An 18,691-nucleotide genomic window follows, 5' to 3' on the forward strand; every position below is an offset into this window, starting at 1 on the left:
AGTACAAAACTTTTGACTTTATACTTTTGACTTTTGCCTTTTCAAAACCTATCTTTGCCCATGCAAGAAAAAATCCTCATTCTTGACTTTGGCTCGCAATTCACCCAGCTTATAGCGCGCCGTGTCAGGGAGCTCAATATTTACTGTGAGATCCACCCCTTTAACAAAGTTCCTGATATTGACAGCAGCGTAAAAGGTATCATCCTTTCGGGCAGCCCTTATTCAGTACGCCAGGCAGATGCACCTCATTTTGATTTTAATAAGCATCATAAAACACTACCTATTTTGGGCGTTTGTTACGGTGCACAATATATTGCTCATTTTCATGGTGGTGAAGTTTTAGCTTCAAGCACACGTGAATATGGCCGTGCAAACCTTGATTACGTAAAAAAAGATAACCTTTTATTCAAGGATGTGCCGGCAGGCTCACAGGTTTGGATGTCGCATGGCGATACCATTGCACGTATAGCTGATGATTTTGAAATAATTGCCAGTACAGATAGCGTAAAAGTTGCCGCTTACCAGATAACCGGAACACAAACTTACGGTATCCAGTTCCACCCGGAGGTTACACATAGTACTGACGGTAAACAATTGCTGCAAAACTTTTTAGTTGACATTTGCGGTTGCAGCCAGGACTGGACACCCGATTCATTTATTGAAACTACCATTGCCGAATTAAAAGCAAAATTAGGTAACGATAAAGTAGTATTAGGCCTTTCGGGCGGTGTTGATTCATCTGTAGCAGCAGTATTGCTGCACCAGGCTATTGGCACTAACCTGCACTGTATATTTGTTGATAACGGTTTATTGCGTAAAGATGAATATGAATCTGTTTTAGATTCATACAAGCACATGGGCCTTAATATAAAAGGGATCGACGCCAAACAGCGTTTTTATGATGCGCTGGCAGGCATAAGCGATCCGGAGAAAAAACGCAAAGCCATTGGCCGTGTGTTTATTGAGGTATTTGATGATGCCGCGCATGAGGTACAAGGTGTAAGCTGGTTAGGCCAGGGTACTATCTATCCGGATGTTATTGAATCGGTATCGGTTAAAGGGCCATCTGCAACTATCAAATCGCACCATAACGTTGGCGGCTTGCCTGATTTTATGAAGCTAAAGGTTGTTGAGCCCCTAAATACCTTGTTTAAAGACGAAGTACGTAAGGTTGGTAAAGCATTAGGTATTGATCCAAACATACTAGGCCGCCACCCTTTCCCGGGCCCGGGGCTAGCTATTAGAATATTAGGTGAGATAACTCCGGAAAAAGTTGATATATTACAGCAGGCCGATGCAATTTATATCAACAATTTGCGGTCGGGCGGTGTTTATGATAAAGTTTGGCAGGCGGGCGCTATATATTTGCCCGTACAATCAGTAGGTGTTATGGGAGATGAGCGTACTTACGAAAATGTAATATGCCTGCGTGCGGTAGAATCATTAGACGGAATGACGGCTGATTGGTGCCATTTGCCTTATGATCTGCTTGCAAAAATCTCAAACGAGATCATTAATAACGTAAAAGGAATAAACCGGGTAGTATATGACATTAGTTCGAAACCACCGGCCACCATTGAGTGGGAATAAGTGGTTAATTGTTTTTTTAGCGCTGATAGTTGGTGCATGTTCGCCCAAGTTGCGGCCTGCACCCCAGCCGTCTGTAAAAACAAAAACTGAAAAACCACCCGTTACCCCGGATGAAAAACCACCCATTAAATCTGAAGTATCAAACGCCAGGGTTTCTGTTATATCAATGATACTCCCTTTGGGGCTTGATCATGCGACATTTAAACAAACATATACAGCGGATGATCTGAAAAAGGCCAATATGTCGGTTGAGTATTACCAGGGCTTTAAGCTGGCCCTGGATTCGCTTACCAGCATAGGTGCAAATTATAAGCTGCAGATATTTGACAGCAAGGATGATGTAGCACAAGCACACAGCCTGGCCAATAATCCGCAGATAAAGGATGGCGACCTGATAGTAGGACCAATATTCCCTGAAGATGTAAAGGCTTTTACATCTGTTTTAAGTGCCGCACGAAAACCTATTGTATCGCCATTATCGCCGGCGTCGCCGGCAACATTCAAGAATCAAAACCTGGTTACCATGACCCCTCCGTTGGAGTATCATGCAAAAGGCGCGGCAACATATATTGCCAATCGGGTTAAACCTAAAAAAGTATTTATCCTCAACTCCGGTTTTAGTGATGAAAAGCTTTACACTGCCCCGTTCAAATATACTATTGACAGCTTAAGCAAACGGAAAATACAGGTAGTGAACACAACCATTGTTCGCGGTAATTTAACCCCGCTTATACCGCAGCTAAATAATAAAGAACAAAACATATTTATTGTGCCATCAACCAAACAAGCCTTTCTGTTGGTTATATTGCACTCATTAGATACCTTGTCAAGAAAATACCCGATTACGGTATTTGGTCACCCCAACTGGGAAAAATTCAGCTTTTTAAAAGCAGCTCAGTTACAGCGTTTAAAAACGCATATTACATCAACCGACAAGGTAAATTACAAATTGGGGCAAACCAATATGTTCTTACGCAGCTATAGGCAGGCTTACCATACCGAGCCAACCGATTTTGCCATTAAAGGCTTTGACCAGGGAATGTATTTTGGAGAATTGCTGGCTAAGGATGAAGACGGTTTTAAAAACCCGGAGAAAAAAGACTATACAGGGATACATAACAGCTTCCACTTTATAAAAAAGCCGGGGCAGGGCTGGATAAACACCCATGTTGATATTTTACGATACGAAAACTTTGATCTTAAAAAGGTAGAATGAAGGCCATAAACCAGCTTAAAACATTTCAGCGCATACTGGATGAATATCCGGCTGATACGCCTTTAGGCAAATTTCTACCCGGCTTTTATCGCCAAAATAAACAAATGGGTTCTACAGACAGGCGGGTTGCCGGGCGTTTGGTTTACAACTATTTTCGCCTGGGCAGGGCATTGCCCAATTTACCTGCCGATGAAAGGCTAATGGTTGCCGAATTTTTGTGCAATACCCAAACCAACTCTTTTCTGCAACATTTTAAACCTGAATGGGCCGCGTGTATAGGTTTTACCATTGATGAAAAGATCAATCTGGTTAAATCAACCTACCCGGATTTTAAGCTGGATGATGTTTTCCCCTGGGTGGCGCAACTATCCAACGGAATTGACCGGGACGCGTTCTTAAAGTCGTTTTTTATTCAGCCCGATTTGTATATCAGGGTGAACAAAGGTTTTGAGGCTCAGGTAAAGGCTGAATTAAACAAAGCCGAAGTAATATTTAAAGACGAGGGCAATGGTTGCCTGTCTTTGCCAAATGGTACCCGGCTTGATGCTATATTTCCAAAACAGCACTGGTTTGAGGTGCAGGACTATTCATCACAGCAAACAGCCCAATTTTTTAAACCCCATAAATGGGATAGCTGGTGGGATGCCTGCGCGGCATCAGGCGGTAAATCATTATTACTGCATAGTTTGCAGCCCGATATTAAGCTGGTTGTATCAGACATTCGTGAATCTATCCTATCTAATTTGGATGAGCGCTTTCAGCAAGCCGGCATCCACAAGTATCAAAAGAAACTACTTGACCTAACCGAGAACAACGAACAGCTTTTATTTAACTACGAGTTTGACGGCATTATATTGGATGCCCCCTGCAGCGGATCGGGTACCTGGGGCCGAACGCCTGAAATGATCAGTCAGTTTGATCAGTACAGAACAGATTTTTTTAAACGCCTGCAGCAAAACATTATCCCTAACGTAACTAAACACCTTAAGCCGGGTGCCCCTATTATCTACATTACCTGCTCTGTTTTTAAAGCCGAAAACGAGGACGCAGTTGATTTTATGGTAAAAGAACTGGGATTGAAATTAGAAGAAACCCGGGTATTAAAGGGATATGGCCGCAAAGCCGACACAATGTTTGTAGCAAGGCTGGTGGCACCGGAAAACCGACAATCCACTGAAAAAAGTATCGAGTAGTGTCATGAAGCAAATTACTCATCACAAAATTTGAGGATTTGGGTCATGCTGAGCCTGTCGAAGCATTGCGGGCGAGGCCGTTGCACACGTCCTTCGACAGGCTCAGGATGACCCGGCCATATATCATCATCTTTAGATTTCTTTATTTTTCAGAATAATAGAGGCATTAGTTAAAAAGTGTTAATCTTTTCATTTATTGACAATTAGGGTGCTACATTAGTTTAACTAAACACACACCTATGCTGCATAATTACTTCACCATTGCCTGGCGCAACATCTGGAAACATAAGCTTTTTTCGCTCATTAATATCTTCGGCCTTTCGGTAGGTATTGCTTTTACATTGCTGATAGCCGGCTACGTGTGGCATGAAACCAGCATCAACTCCGATCTGAAGAATGCAGATAACCAGTACATCATTCAAAGCAAGTGGAAAGATCCTAATATGGGTTACGTACTTACTGCGCTTGCGCCTATGCCTAAAGCTTTAAAAGATGAATACCCAAACCTGGTTGCCAATTTTTATCATTGGGATGGGGTAACTTCCACCGTTTCAAAGGGCAACAAACATTTTCGTGAAGGCCTACAAGTTGGCGACAGTACATTTTTAACCATGTATGGTTTTAAGCTAATACATGGCGATGCTAATACCGCGTTAAATGACCCATTTTCAGTGGTTCTTACCCAAGATAGGGCTATCAAATATTTCGGCAAAACAGACGTGATAGGGCAAACGGTTAGTATTGAAAACTTTACGGGCACGAAGCATGATTTTATCATAACCGGTGTTTTGGAAAAACTGAATAAAAACTCTGTAACCAACGTTATTGACCAAAGCAACAGCACTTTCTTTTTACCGGCAGCAGCGGCAAAATTCCTTGGCCGCAGTTTGGATGGATGGAATAATACGGTAGTGGTGGGGCTGCTCGAATTACGCAAAGGCGTAAAACCCGAAGATCTGGTTGGGCCCATGAAAAGCCTGATCAAGAGAAACGCACCACCACAAATAGCAAATAATCTTACGCCATATATTGTATCGTTAAAAGCATACTATCTAAATGCACAGGTAAAAAAGATGATCTACACATTGTGTATTATCTCCTTGTTTATTCTGCTGATGGCGATAATTAATTTTGTAAATATCTGTATCAGCCGGTCATCGCAACGCATGAAAGAAATGGGTATCCGCAAGGTTCTCGGCGGTTTAAGGAAACAACTGATCTGGCAGTTCCTAACCGAATCTGTGCTGATGGTATTGTTATCAACCTTTATTGCTTTGGGTTTATATGCTTTAGCAAGGCCATTTTTTTCTGATCTGTTAAATTCAGATATAATCGGCCTGCTCTCCTTCCCTATTTACTTTTACTTTTTGCCGTTTGTATTGGCGCTGGTTATTGGTTTATTGGCCGGGTTATATCCTGCACTTGTACTGTCATCCTTAAAATCAGTAGATTCATTAAAAGGTAAACTGGACAGGGTGAAACACAATGTATTATTCCGCAAGGGACTAATCGCGTTTCAATTTGTTACGGCAGCTATAGTGCTTATCAGCGCCATTATTATTTCAAAACAGATAAATCTGTTCTTTGGTAAAAGTCTGGGGTATGATAAAGATTATGTGGTTTATGCCCAGCTCCCACGTGATTGGTCAAAACCGGGGGTTCAAAAAATGGAGGATATCCGTTACCGCCTGGCTCAACTACCGCAAATAAAAACAGTAAGCTTATCATGGGAGATTCCTGATGGCGGTAACAGCGGCAACCTGCAGGCTTATAAAATGTCCGACAATCCCAGCCAGGCATTTTCATCGCAAATGCTATTAACCGATAATCAATACGCCGCGGTATATGGTATCCCGCTAAAAGCAGGGGAGTTTTTCAAGCCGCAGTATATGCAGGCCGATTCGGGTAAGGTGGTGATTAACGAAACACAGTCTAAAGCCCTTGGTTTTGCTTCTCCTAAAGATGCTATAGGCAAACAGTTTAATTCAGTAAACATGCCCCCGTTAACCATTTGTGGTGTAGTAGGCGATTTTGTTTTCGGGGGAATGACGGGCCGGATATTGCCAGTAACCTTTATGAATGTTAACCGCACGCCGCTTTATCGCTATTTCTCCATCAAAATAAAGCCCGGCAATATGGAAACAAGCCTTGCTGCGATAGAAAAGAAATGGGCAGAAGTAATGCCAGGCGCCCCGTTTGAATATAATTTTATGGATGATGCCCTGGCGAAGATGTACAAAACCGAGATCCAGCTAAAGAAGGCGGCGTACCTGGCAAGTGGTTTAGCCATTATTATCGTACTGCTGGGTGTACTCGGGCTTATCTCTTTAAGCATACAAAAACGAACAAAAGAAATAGGGGTCCGAAAGGTGTTGGGTTCGTCGGTTAATAATGTAATATTATTATTTATGAAGGATTTTTTAGGGACAGTAGTTATTGCAGGCTTGGTGGCTTGCCCGTTAGCATATGTTTTAATGCAGCATTGGCTAAATGATTACGCCTATAAAATTAGCCTTACGCCCATTCCATTTATTATTGCAGTTATATCATTAACCATAGTTACCGCGGTACTCATTAGTATCCAAACCATTAAAGCGGCACTAGCTAACCCTGTAGAGAGTTTAAGAGCAGAGTAGATAGGACCAATACATTACAAATATGTCATTGCGAGCGATAGCGTGGCAATCTCGTCGTTTACATTACGTTCATACATCAGCTACGAGATTACCACGTCGCTACGCTCCTCGCAATGACATTAAAAAATGCTCCTACAATCCCGAATTACTCCTGAATAGCTTTATCGCGATAGCCAATAGTATTACACCAAAAGCCTTACGCAGAATATGCAGGCCAGTTTTACCGAAGAGTTTCTCAAGCCATTGTACATTTTTTAGCACCAGGTAAACAAACAACGTATTCAGCAGAATGCCTACAATAATATTTTGTGTTTGATATTGCGATTTTAAGGATAAAAGGGTTGTCATGGTACCTGCACCCGCAATAAGGGGGAAAGCCAGCGGCACTATAGAAACAGCTTCCGGGGCTTCTTCTTTAAAGAAGTTAACGCCTAATACCATCTCCAGTGCAATAATGAAGATCACTATGGAACCTGCTATGGCAAATGAGGATATATCCAGCCCAATTACGGCCAGCAGTTCATCACCCACAAAAAGGAAAGCGATCATTAGAATTAACACCGCTATACTGGCCTTCTCTGATTCGATATGCCCGGCACGCTGGCGCAATTGTATTATTACGGGTATGGCGCCCAATATATCAATGATGGCGAAGAGGATCATGGTTACTGACAATACCTCTTTAAATATGAGTGGATGCATAGGTTAGGATTTACTTTCTTTTGATTTTAAGCGGATACTAAACAAAAATGCAATTAAAATATATAAAGATGATAAAAAGAATATACTATGTACTGATATAGTAGTAATTAGTCCGGCGGTAACCGGCCCAAGCGTTTGCCCTATTGACGCGTATGCCTGGTTAACGCCCATTACCTTGCCCCGTTCATTTTCTTCGTTCCTATCGGCTATTATAGTATTTAGCATAGGGTTACGCAACCCATTAAACAAACCATAAATACCAATAGATACCGCGAAGAGTATTAACCCGGTTGCAAAGCCCGTTAGTACCATCATCCCCAAACAAAACAATGTTGAGATCAATAATATAAGCGCCTGTGATGATATTACCTTTTTAATAAGCGGCACGGCCAGTTGCATTAGTATCCCGGTGACACCGAAACCGGCGTAAAACAGGCCTATCTGGGTAGGGTTCAGCTTTAAATTATCTACACTAAAAGTTTGGAAACCAATAAGCATGGTAAACTGCGCCATGGTTAGCAAAAAACCAATAAATATAGCGGTACCAATTACCGGCTTTTGCAGCACGGTGATAAGTGATTTAAATTTGAAGTTGTTGGATTTCTCTCCGTTGTTTCCCTTTTTGTTTTTGTTGGTTTCTTCTAACAGGAAAAGCGTGAGCATGACACCCAGGAATGCAATACCGGCCGCAAAAAAGAAAGGCACCTGAGCACCAAAGCCACTCAGCAACCCGCCAATAGCGGGCCCTATTACAAAGCCAAACCCAAAAGCGGAACCCAGTATCCCAAAATTCTTAGCCCGTTCTTTTGGCGATGACATATCTGATATCATGGCCTGGGCTACCGATATGTTACCGCCGGTTAACCCATCTAATATCCGCGCGGCAAATAACATAATGATACTGTTGGCAAAACCAAACAGGATAAATGACGCGCAGGTGCCTACAAGACTGAGCACAAGAATGGGCTTACGGCCAAACTTATCAGATAGTGACCCTAATACAGGTGTAGCAAAGAACTGGGAAATGGAAAAAGCAGCGGTAAGCAGCCCGATGGTTTGCTCTGTTACCCCAAATTTTTTGCCATATGAGTATAACAGCGGTATGATAATGCCAAACCCCAGGGAATTTATTATCGAAATAAATACAAGCACCCATAGGGTTCTGCTCAACTTCATTCCATACAAAAGGGATAAACGCAAAAAAGGTTCTGTTTGCACAGAACCTTTTTGTATTTATAATATTAATGTTACTTATTCAACATATTTAGGGTTGATTGGGTCAACAGCCGGTTCAACCACACCCTTACGAACGTGCGAACGTTTAATGCTGTAGCCAAAGTAGATAATAAAACCTATTAGTAACCAGCCAATAAGCCTTGCCCAGTTCTCCCAGCCTTCACTTGCTATCATACATAAACAAATAACGGCACCCAGCGGGCAAACTACCATGTACCATGGTGTTTTAAACGGACGAACCAAAAGAGGGTCTGTTCTGCGCAGGATGAAGATACCTAAACATACCAGTACGAATGCGAACAGTGTACCAATGCTCACCATGTCGCCTACATATTTATCAGGTATAAAACCTGCAAACAAGGATACAAACACAAAGAATAACCATTGTGATTTATAAGGGGTACGATGTTTTGGATGAAGTTTTGAGAATACTTTAGGGATTAAACCATCAGTACTCATAGTGTAGAACACACGGGTTTGGCCCATTAACATCACCAGGATAACTGATGAAAAACCGGCCAGGATAGATACTGTAACAAATGACGCTAACCAGCCATAGCCCGGCATTGCCGCCTTAATAGCGTAACTTACAGATGCTTCTTTACCCTGGATAAGGAACTCTTTGTAGGATACTAAACCGGTTAATACGTGCGAGAATAAAATGTAAAGTCCGGTACAAATAGCCAATGATATCAATATACCCTTAGGCATATCCCTTTGCGGATTTTTAGCTTCCTGTGCGGCGGTAGATACTGCATCAAAACCAATAAAAGCAAAGAACACCACACTGGCGCCGCGCAGTACGCCCAGCCAGCCGTGATTAAATGTATCGCCATAATTAACTGTGCCTGCGCTAACCTTTACTGTACCGGCATCAGCAGGGATCATGTAAGGTGTGTGTAAAGCCGGGTTAATAAAGTGCCAGCCAAAACCAATTATCATTAATACAATAGCCACTTTTATTACAACAATTACGTTATTCACCACTGCAGATTCAGCAGTACCGCGTATCAATAATAAGGTAAGCATCAGTAAAATGAAAATGGCAGGTAAGTTTACAATACCATGCTGTCCAAATTCGGCGGCGTACATGCCTGTTGCAGTGTTTGAAACTTCAAGCGGCGAATGCGACCAGATATAAGGGACATGCACATTAAAGAACGTATGCAAGAATTCATTAAAATATTGCGACCAGCCAATAGATACCGTAGCGGCACCCAATGCATATTCCAGCACCAAATCCCAGCCAATTATCCAGGCTATAAATTCGCCCATGGTGGCATAAGAATAGGTATAGGCCGAGCCCGCAATAGGGATCATACTGGCAAACTCTGCATAGCATAAACCGGCAAGCGCGCAACCGGCGGCTGCAATAAGGAATGAAATAGTAACAGCAGGGCCCGCATGCTCACCAGCAGCTGCAGCTGTACGCACAAAAATACCAGCACCAATAATGGCTCCAATACCCAGCGCTATAAGCGACCCAACGCCTAACGTTCGTTTTAGTGTCTTCTCCGTTTCCGCCGATGCTGCCATCAGTTGAGCAATCGGTTTCTTGATAAATAACTTCATTTTAATTTTTTAGTAAGATCAGTAATAGTTAAAATCGTGTTGCCCAAACGTACTTAAATTTATTGAAAAGTTAAAGAGCAGAATGTAACAACGGTGAAACGCGATTACAGCGAATATCTGATGGCATTTCCCGCTGATACTGAACTTTTTGCATTATGGGTAATGCTACCAAACATCCAATTTGCTTATGCGATTTTGGTTGGTTAAATTGCATTAAAAACCCCAAACCCATGAAAAATCGCAGGCTAATATTGCTTACCTTGCTTATTCTGCTAAATAGCACTGTAAGAGCACAGAACACGGCACATTACAAAAAAATTCTGACCGCGGTTAATGCAAAGCTAACACAAGCGGTAATAAAAAAGGATATCAATACGCTGTTGGCCGGCTATGATGCCAATGCGGTTTGCATGCCCGAGTATCATAATACCCTATTTGGGAAAGAGGATATTCGTAAATATTATAGCAAATGGCTTGATTCGGCGACGGTAAGCCGCTTCCAAAAAGAGATTCATGAGATAAAGCAGGTGAAAAACTTCCTGCTAACTTCCGGCACTTTTAACGAGGAATTTACCAAAACCGGGCGTGCCCCTTTTGTTTATAAAGGCAAATATATACAGGTTTGGAAGATTGGGAAAGGTGAAGAATTAAGCCTGATATCAGAAATATGGGGCGCTGTTGATAATATTGACCGTGCCAGCTTACCCTTATCACAATTCATTGTGCCTGATACGGCAAATTTCCCTCGCCCGGCAGTTACCCCTGCATTAATTGCTGTTACTGCCCGTAACAAGCACCTGGCCAGCCTGATCGTTAAAAGAGATGGAGCCTCAATGGCCGATTTTTATGCCAGGGATGCCATTTATATGCCCTATTACATGCCCATGCTTACCGGTTTTAACACCATTAAAGATTACTATGTAAAGCACGAAGACCCAAAGGTTAGTATCGACAAAGTTTCGATCAATGCTTCGGGGATCACTGATCTGGGCGCTTATGTTTTAGTAAATGGTTATTATGATGTAAACTGGCGTGCCGGAGAAGCAAACGGTACTGTTACCGGCAAAAGTATTAATATCTGGAAGCGTGAACCCGGAGGCAGGCTCTTACTTTACCGGCAGATGGTTTGCCACGACTAACGCGCGGTTAAGCATTCATTCTTTATCATTCAAAACAAAAGAGGGATCCCCGGCGGGGATCCCTCTTTTAGTAAATGTTGAAATTTACTAAAAATTCTTATCTGCCTTAATGGTATGCGTATTAATAGACTGTACTTTTTCCTGTTTTTGAATAAACTTGTTAGTATTATCAGCCTGGTTTAAATGTGGTGCAATAACCAGTGAAACAATCGACATCAGCTTGATCAAAATATTCATTGACGGGCCCGAGGTATCTTTAAACGGATCGCCCACGGTATCACCTGTTACCGATGCTTTATGCGGTTCAGATTTTTTATAGTAGATCTCACCGTTTATTTCAACACCTTTTTCAAATGATTTTTTAGCGTTATCCCACGCGCCACCGGCATTGCTCTGGAAAATACCCATCAGCACACCGGATACGGTTACACCGGCCAGCAATCCACCCAATACTTCCGGGCCAAATGCAAAGCCGATAATGATGGGGGTGATCAAAGCGATCAGTCCCGGGGCAACCATTTCACGAAGAGATGCCTTTGTAGATATGGCAACACATTTCTCATACTCCGGCTTGGCTTTGTATTCCATAATGCCCGGTATCTCGCGGAACTGGCGCCTTACCTCTTCTACCATTGCCATTGCCGCACGGCCCACTGCCGAAATACATAATGACGAGAAGATAAAAGGGATCATACCACCTACAAATAAGCCCGCCAAAACATTGGCTTTATAAATATCAATATGCTCAATACCTGCAACGCCTACAAAAGCCGCGAATAAGGCCAGTGAGGTTAACGCTGCTGATGCAATAGCAAAACCTTTGCCCGTTGCAGCGGTAGTATTACCTACAGCATCTAAATTATCTGTACGGCCACGTACCTCTTCAGGCAGGCGGCTCATTTCTGCGATACCACCCGCGTTGTCTGCTATCGGGCCAAACGCGTCAATAGCCAACTGCATAGCTGTTGTTGCCATCATACCTGCTGCTGCTATGGCCACACCGTACAAACCTGCAAAAAAGTATGAACCATAAATGCCTGATGCCAATACCAGTATAGGAAACACAGTTGATTCCATACCGATTGCTAAACCTGCTATGATATTGGTAGCATGCCCTGTAGACGACTGCCTGATAATGCTCATTACAGGGCGTTTGCCCATAGCAGTATAATATTCAGTAATCATAGACATTAGTGTACCTACAACTAAACCTACCAGGATGGAGGAAAACACACCATTTTTGTTAAACTGCATTGACCCGGATTTTAAAACATCATTATGATCAATATCTCTTAACATACGAAATTCACCAGTTGGCAACATCCATTGTACTACAAAATAGGTAGCAACCGCGGTTAACAAGATCGATGTCCAGTTACCTATATTTAATGCTTTCTGAACACTATCTGTTTCTTTTTTAATTTTAACCATAGATGCACCTATGATAGAAAAGATTAAACCTAAGCCAGCAATAACCATAGGCAATAAAACCGGACCTATACCTCCAAAATTATCATGTATTGCTTTACCATCTTGTCCAACAATTTCACGGCCCAATACCATAGTAGCCAGCATTGTTGCAACATATGACCCGAATAAATCCGCGCCCATACCGGCAACGTCACCCACGTTATCGCCTACGTTATCGGCAATGGTAGCAGGGTTACGCACATCATCCTCAGGGATGCCGGCTTCAACTTTACCCACAAGATCAGCACCTACGTCTGCAGCTTTGGTATAAATACCACCACCTACACGGGCAAATAACGCAATAGACTCGGCACCTAATGAAAATCCGGCTAAAACATCAAGCGCTTTTGCCATAGCTTCGCCATTAACAGTAGCACCGGTAACGTTTTTAACATATACGGTGTAAAATACAATGAACAATGATCCTAAACCAATAATAGCCAGGCCTGCAACACCTAAGCCCATAACCGTACCGCCTGTAAATGATACTTTTAGCGCCTGGGCCAAACTGGTTTTGGCGGCTTGTGTGGTACGTACGTTTGCTTTTGTAGCAATACGCATACCTATATAACCCGCAAAGGCCGATAAGAATGCACCAATTAGAAATGAAATGGCAATAACCGGGCTTGAAGTAGCTACGGTAGTACCAGACCAGGCCAGTAACAAACCGGCTACTACTACAAAGTAGCTTAGAATTTTCCACTCGGCGCGCAGAAATGCCATTGCCCCATCTGCAATGTAGCCCGCAAGCTGGTTCATTGATGCATCACCGGTTTCCTGTTTAGTTACCCATGCCGATTTTATCGCCATTACGAGTATGCCTATAAGGCCAAACACCGGAATCAGGTAAATTAAGTAATTGTTCAAAAGATCCATATTAATTAGTTAGTTTATAATTTGCTGGTTTTGAATGCGCACAAAGGTGTGCAATAATAATTGGCATCCGCAAAATAGTAAATTAATTTATTTACAATAGTATGCCAATTATAAAGTTTTTGAATTATGTTTAAGCACTTAAACAATTATTGCTGATGACAAAAGATACGCAACAAACTAAAATGAAGCACGAACTGGGCTTGCTTGACGGCACTATGCTGGTAGCAGGTTCAATGATAGGCTCGGGGATATTTATAGTAAGTGCTGATATTACCCGCAATGTGGGTTCGGCGGGCTGGTTAATAGCCGTTTGGTTGATCACCGGTTTTATGACACTAACCGCGGCATTAAGCTACGGCGAACTAAGCGCCATGTTCCCTAAAGCAGGCGGGCAGTACGTATATCTGAAAGAATCATACAACAAACTGGTTGCCTTTTTATATGGATGGAGCTTTTTCGCGGTGATACAAACCGGGACGATAGCCGCCGTTGGAGTAGCCTTCTCTAAGTTTACCGCCTATTTGATCCCCGCTGTTAGCGAGGATAATATTCTTTTTAATGCAGGTTCTATTAAAATAAGCGCGGCGCAAGTGGTTTCCATCGTATTGATCTTCCTGCTTACTTACATCAATACAAAGGGCGTTAAAAGTGGTAAGTGGATCCAAACCACTTTTACCTTAACCAAGCTGTTGAGTTTATTTGGTTTGATCATTTTTGGTTTCATTGCTTTTAAAAGCGATATATGGAACGCCAACTGGACAAACGCCTGGGATATGCATAAATTAAGTCCGGATGGCTCTACCACCAGCTATACCATAAGTGCTGCATTAGGTGCTATTGCCATAGCAATGGTAGGTTCTATTTTTAGCAGCGATGCCTGGAACAACGTAACCTTTATAGCCGGCGAAATGAAAAACCCTAAGCGCGATGTAGCGCTAAGCTTGTTTTTCGGCACCATGATCGTAACCATTATTTATGTATCCGCAAATGTGGTTTATACAGGCGTTCTGTCGCTGCATGATATTGCCACTGCTGATAAAGACCGTGTAGCAGTTGCAGCATCGCACGTAATATTTGGTAATACAGGCACGTTTGTTATCGCCATCATGATCATGATATCAACCTTTGGCTGTAACAATGGTTTAATATTAGCCGGGGCAAGGGTATATTATACTATGGCTAAAGACGGTTTATTTTTCAAAAAAACCGGCACTTTAAATAAATCCGGTGTACCTGAGTTTGGTTTATGGATACAAGCCGCAGTAGCATCTGTATTGTGTTTAAGCGGCAAATATGGCGATCTGCTGGATATGATCTCGTTTGTTGTAGTATTATTTTATGTACTTACTATTATCGGTATTTACATATTACGCAAAAAACACCCGGATGCTGAAAGGCCTTACAAAGCATTTGGCTACCCGGTATTACCTGCCATTTATATATTAATGGGATTGGCATTTTGCACCCTGTTAATTATTTACAAACCCGAATTTACCTGGCCGGGATTAATTATCGTTTTGATAGGTATCCCTATCTATTATATATCGCAACGGAATGTTAAGAATGAGGATGAAGCAGACCTGGTTAGTTAGTCTGTTATTTATATCGGGGTTTGCCAGTGCGCAAACCCTTCAGCAAAAATTGCAATCGGCATTTGGCAAGCTGCAGCAGGATAGCCAGTGCCAGTATGCATCGGTATCATTGACAGTACTAGATGCCAAAACAGGCGAGCAGGTTTTTGCCGCCAATCCTAACATGGGCTTGGCGCCTGGCTCAACATTAAAAACGGTTACCAGTATAACCGCCTTTAATGTTTTGGGTAAGGATTACCGGTTTCAAACTCAACTGGGCTATACCGGTGCTATTAGTAAAGATGGCACACTTACCGGTGATGTGATCATAAAAGGCGGCGGCGACCCCACCCTGGGCAGCTGGCGGTGGACATCGACCAAAGAGGGCGTTGTATTGAATACCCTGGTGAGCGCTTTGAAAAAGGCGGGCATCAAAAAAATAAACGGCCGCATTATTGGCGACAATGGTATTTTTAATGGTCAATCCATTCCCGACGCGTGGATCTGGCAAGACCTGGGCACTTACTACGGCGCAGGCATAACCGGCCTTTGCTGGCGCGAGAATCAGTTTGATATCACCCTGAATACGGGGAGTGTCGGCAGCCCCGTTAGCGTTTCAGGTACTATCCCTGCAATGCCTTACCTGCAATTTAAAAGCGAGGTAACCAATGGCGCTGCCCATACCGGCGACCTGGCCTATTCGTATTTGCCGGCCTTTAACAGCAAGATAATGTACCTGCGCGGTACTTATGCTGTTGATCAAATCAAAAAACGGATCTCCGCCGCCATCCCTGATCCTGCCTATGATGCCGCTCTACGCCTAACAGACACACTTAAGGCTTTAGGTATTACTGTGAGCAACGAACCAATTTCTTCCATATCGTTAAATGATAAAGGGCAACCCATACCGCAGGCAACAAAATCACTTATTACAATTCTATCGCCCGAATTAAGCAAAATAGTTTATTGGCTCAATCAAAAAAGTGTGAATTTGTATGCCGAACAATTGCTGGTAACCATTGCCGCCAACGCAAATAAACAGCCAACAACAACCAATGGTATTGATGTACTAAAAACTTACTGGGAACAGAAAGGTATAGACAAAAAATCAATGAATACCTTTGATGGCAGCGGCCTTTCACCACAAGACAGAATAACGACATTGACTATGGCCCGCATACTGCAATCGGCCAAAAAAGAAAAATGGTTTGACGATTTTTATGAAAGCCTGCCCGTGTATAACGACATGAAAATGAAAAGCGGCAGCATTAGTAATGTGCAGGCCTACGCTGGTTTTCAAACAAACAACGGCCGCGAGCTTTGTTTCTCAATAATGGTAAATAACTATAACGGAACGGGAAGTGGGATCAGGGAGAAAATGTTTAGGGTGCTGAATGAGTTGAAGTAACAGAATAGAGTCAAGAGGCTAGAATCAAGATATAAGACAAACATCACATCAACTAAATGTTATTGCGAAAAGTCAAACGACATGGCAATTCCGTAAGGCTGTCATCGTTTAACTTCTACAATTAAAATCAGTTAATCTGTTTAATCACGGTTAAATTCCGCAAGTTTCGGGTTCTTTACCCTTAGTGTTGCCTGTACATTTGTGTTTATAATATTTAATCATGGAAACACAAAACAACATTAATTATGAACGTATTGCCGAGGCAATAGCTTATATAAGGCTGAACTTTAAAAGCCAGCCTAATTTAGATGAAGTAGCCGAAAAAGTAAACCTTAGTCCCTTCCATTTTCAGCGGATGTTTACTGAATGGGCAGGCATTAGCCCCAAAAAGTTTTTACAATACCTGAGTTTGGAATATGCTAAAGGCATTTTAAAAGATCAGCAAGCCACATTGTTTGATGCAGCCTATGAAACCGGCCTATCAGGTACCAGCCGCCTGCATGATCTGTTCATTAACATTGAGGGCATGACCCCTGCCGAGTATAAGAACGGTGGCAAAGCCCTTTCCATTAATTTCAGCTATGCCGAAACACCATTTGGCAATATTATAGTAGCATCAACCCCAAAAGGTATTTGTTATATGGCTTTTGCTGATGATAAGGATACAGCCTTTAACGAATTATATGCCCAGTTCCCAAATGCAAGCTATTACCAGGTGGTAGATATGGCACAGCAGAACGCCCTCAATATATTTAAATCAGACTGGTCGCAGTTATCTCAAATTAAACTGCACTTAAAGGGTACCGATTTTCAATTGAAGGTTTGGGAAGCCTTACTAAAAATACCAACCGGCGGGTTAAACACTTATTCAAACGTAGCTAATACAGTAAAGTTACCAAATGCCAGCAGGGCCGTAGGAAGTGCGATAGGTGCTAACCCGGTTGCCTTTTTGATCCCTTGCCACCGGGTAATTAAATCTACAGGCGAGTTTGGCCAGTATCATTGGGGTGCTAACCGCAAAACAGCTATGATTGGTTGGGAGGCTGCAAGGATGGACATTTTAAAGGCGGTATAATATGAACCTGCAACAACGAATTGAACAATTGAACCAGGCAAATATTGCCGGTGAGATGAATGATAACGGTTATGCATGTATCCCCGGCATTTTAACAAATGAGGAATGCGACATGTTGAAAGAGCAATACGGTAATGAGGCACTTTATCGTAAAACCATACAGATGGAGCGTTACCGTTTTGGCTTAGGTGAGTACAAATATTATAACTATCCATTACCTGCTATAGTACAGCAGTTGAGGGAAGGTATATATCCGCTTATTGCGCCTATTGCTAACACATGGATGCGTGTACTAAATACAGACAAGCAATTCCCTGATAATTTAAAGGAATTAACAACACTTTGCCATCAGCATAACCAAACACGGCCAACGCCATTAATATTAAAATATGGCAAAGGGGGCTATAATACCCTGCATCAGGATCTGTATGGCGATATTTTCTTTCCTATGCAGTTGGTTGTTTTCCTGAATGAACCGGAAACTGACTACAAGGGCGGTGAATTTGTGTTGATAGAACAAAGGCCAAGGGCGCAGTCAAAAGCAATTGTATTAAAACCCGGCAAAGGCGATATACTGCTTTTTACGACTAACTATCGCCCCGTTAAAGGAAGCAAGGGTTATTATAGGGTAAATATGAAACACGGTGTTAGCGGGTTGGTAAGTGGTGAGCGCCATACAGTAGGGATCATATTTCATGATGCCGCATGATATTGCATAGTGATCTTGGGCAAACCGCATTTGCCCGCAGCAGGCAATTGAAAAAACTGTTGAATAGCGGTGGCATAAAACTGGCAGGTAACCGTAAGCTTAAAATATATGGTACGTTAAATTGTTCATCAGGTAAAAGAATAAAAACCGAAAACAGGTTATTTTTTGAAAATGAAACAGAGGCTATAGCTACAGGTTACCGCCCCTGCGGGCATTGTATGAAAGACGTATATCAAAAATGGAAGGCATTAAACTAAATGACTGTTGATTTGTCAAATAGCTGCTACGAATAATTTTT

The 18,691-nt window shown here is 42.3% G+C and carries 14 protein-coding genes; 10 read left to right on the top strand and 4 right to left on the bottom strand.

Annotated features, from left to right (window positions below):
- Positions 1 to 60: 60 nt before the first annotated feature.
- The 4 genes from guaA to WC743_RS19165 all read left to right on the top strand — a co-directional run bounded on the left by guaA (position 61) and on the right by WC743_RS19165 (position 6,635).
- Positions 61 to 1,590: a glutamine-hydrolyzing GMP synthase gene (gene guaA / locus WC743_RS19150; protein ID WP_373014569.1), complete on the top strand. Its 1,530-nt coding sequence runs from the start codon at positions 61 to 63 to the stop codon at positions 1,588 to 1,590.
- Positions 1,547 to 2,806, top strand: coding sequence for an ABC transporter substrate-binding protein (locus WC743_RS19155; protein WP_373014571.1), 1,260 nt, complete (start codon positions 1,547 to 1,549; stop codon positions 2,804 to 2,806). The genes guaA and WC743_RS19155 overlap by 44 nt, the downstream gene beginning before the upstream one ends.
- A complete protein-coding gene (locus WC743_RS19160) occupies positions 2,803 to 3,999 on the top strand; it encodes an RsmB/NOP family class I SAM-dependent RNA methyltransferase (protein ID WP_373014573.1) in 1,197 nt (398 codons plus the stop codon). Before WC743_RS19155 ends, WC743_RS19160 begins: the two co-directional genes overlap by 4 nt.
- 239 nt (positions 4,000 to 4,238) lie before the next feature.
- Positions 4,239 to 6,635 carry an ABC transporter permease gene (locus WC743_RS19165; protein WP_373014574.1) on the top strand — a complete coding sequence of 799 codons (2,397 nt, stop codon included), beginning with the start codon at positions 4,239 to 4,241 and terminating at the stop codon, positions 6,633 to 6,635.
- A 132-nt stretch (positions 6,636 to 6,767) separates the two neighbouring features.
- Here WC743_RS19165 and WC743_RS19170 read toward each other — a convergent pair whose 3' ends face one another.
- From WC743_RS19170 to WC743_RS19180, 3 genes are all read right to left on the bottom strand, one after another.
- Positions 6,768 to 7,337 (bottom strand): MarC family protein, encoded by a 570-nt coding sequence (locus tag WC743_RS19170; RefSeq protein WP_373014576.1) that lies wholly within the window; start codon positions 7,335 to 7,337, stop codon positions 6,768 to 6,770.
- Positions 7,338 to 7,340: 3 nt separating this feature from the next.
- Positions 7,341 to 8,513, bottom strand: coding sequence for an MFS transporter (locus tag WC743_RS19175; protein ID WP_373014578.1), 1,173 nt, complete (start codon positions 8,511 to 8,513; stop codon positions 7,341 to 7,343).
- 75 nt (positions 8,514 to 8,588) lie between these two features.
- Positions 8,589 to 10,145, bottom strand: a complete 1,557-nt coding sequence (locus WC743_RS19180; protein WP_373014580.1) for an amino acid permease — start codon at positions 10,143 to 10,145, stop codon at positions 8,589 to 8,591.
- 230 nt (positions 10,146 to 10,375) lie between these two features.
- On the opposite strand from WC743_RS19180, the gene WC743_RS19185 reads away from it, so the two are divergent.
- A complete protein-coding gene (locus tag WC743_RS19185) occupies positions 10,376 to 11,284 on the top strand; it encodes a DUF4440 domain-containing protein (protein WP_373014581.1) in 909 nt (302 codons plus the stop codon).
- Between the two features lie 87 nt (positions 11,285 to 11,371).
- On the opposite strand, the gene WC743_RS19190 is transcribed toward WC743_RS19185, so the two are convergent.
- Positions 11,372 to 13,630: a sodium-translocating pyrophosphatase gene (locus WC743_RS19190; RefSeq protein ID WP_373014582.1), complete on the bottom strand. Its 2,259-nt coding sequence runs from the start codon at positions 13,628 to 13,630 to the stop codon at positions 11,372 to 11,374.
- 155 nt (positions 13,631 to 13,785) lie between these two features.
- Here WC743_RS19190 and WC743_RS19195 point away from each other — a divergent pair, with 155 nt between their 5' ends.
- From WC743_RS19195 to WC743_RS19215, 5 genes are all read left to right on the top strand, one after another.
- Positions 13,786 to 15,222 (top strand): APC family permease, encoded by a 1,437-nt coding sequence (locus tag WC743_RS19195; protein ID WP_373014584.1) that lies wholly within the window; start codon positions 13,786 to 13,788, stop codon positions 15,220 to 15,222.
- On the top strand, positions 15,200 to 16,609 hold the full coding sequence (dacB, locus tag WC743_RS19200) for a D-alanyl-D-alanine carboxypeptidase/D-alanyl-D-alanine-endopeptidase (RefSeq protein WP_373014586.1): 1,410 nt from the start codon (positions 15,200 to 15,202) through the stop codon (positions 16,607 to 16,609). Before WC743_RS19195 ends, dacB begins: the two co-directional genes overlap by 23 nt.
- Positions 16,610 to 16,829: 220 nt before the next feature.
- Positions 16,830 to 17,684 carry a bifunctional helix-turn-helix domain-containing protein/methylated-DNA--[protein]-cysteine S-methyltransferase gene (locus WC743_RS19205; protein ID WP_373014588.1) on the top strand — a complete coding sequence of 285 codons (855 nt, stop codon included), beginning with the start codon at positions 16,830 to 16,832 and terminating at the stop codon, positions 17,682 to 17,684.
- A gap of 1 nt (position 17,685) precedes the next feature.
- Positions 17,686 to 18,393 carry a 2OG-Fe(II) oxygenase gene (locus tag WC743_RS19210; protein ID WP_373014590.1) on the top strand — a complete coding sequence of 236 codons (708 nt, stop codon included), beginning with the start codon at positions 17,686 to 17,688 and terminating at the stop codon, positions 18,391 to 18,393.
- Positions 18,390 to 18,650 (top strand): Ada metal-binding domain-containing protein, encoded by a 261-nt coding sequence (locus WC743_RS19215; protein ID WP_373014592.1) that lies wholly within the window; start codon positions 18,390 to 18,392, stop codon positions 18,648 to 18,650. The genes WC743_RS19210 and WC743_RS19215 overlap by 4 nt, the downstream gene beginning before the upstream one ends.
- The last annotated feature ends 41 nt before the right edge of the window (positions 18,651 to 18,691 follow it).

The organism is Mucilaginibacter sp., assembly GCF_041660805.1.
Lineage (GTDB): Bacteria > Bacteroidota > Bacteroidia > Sphingobacteriales > Sphingobacteriaceae > Mucilaginibacter.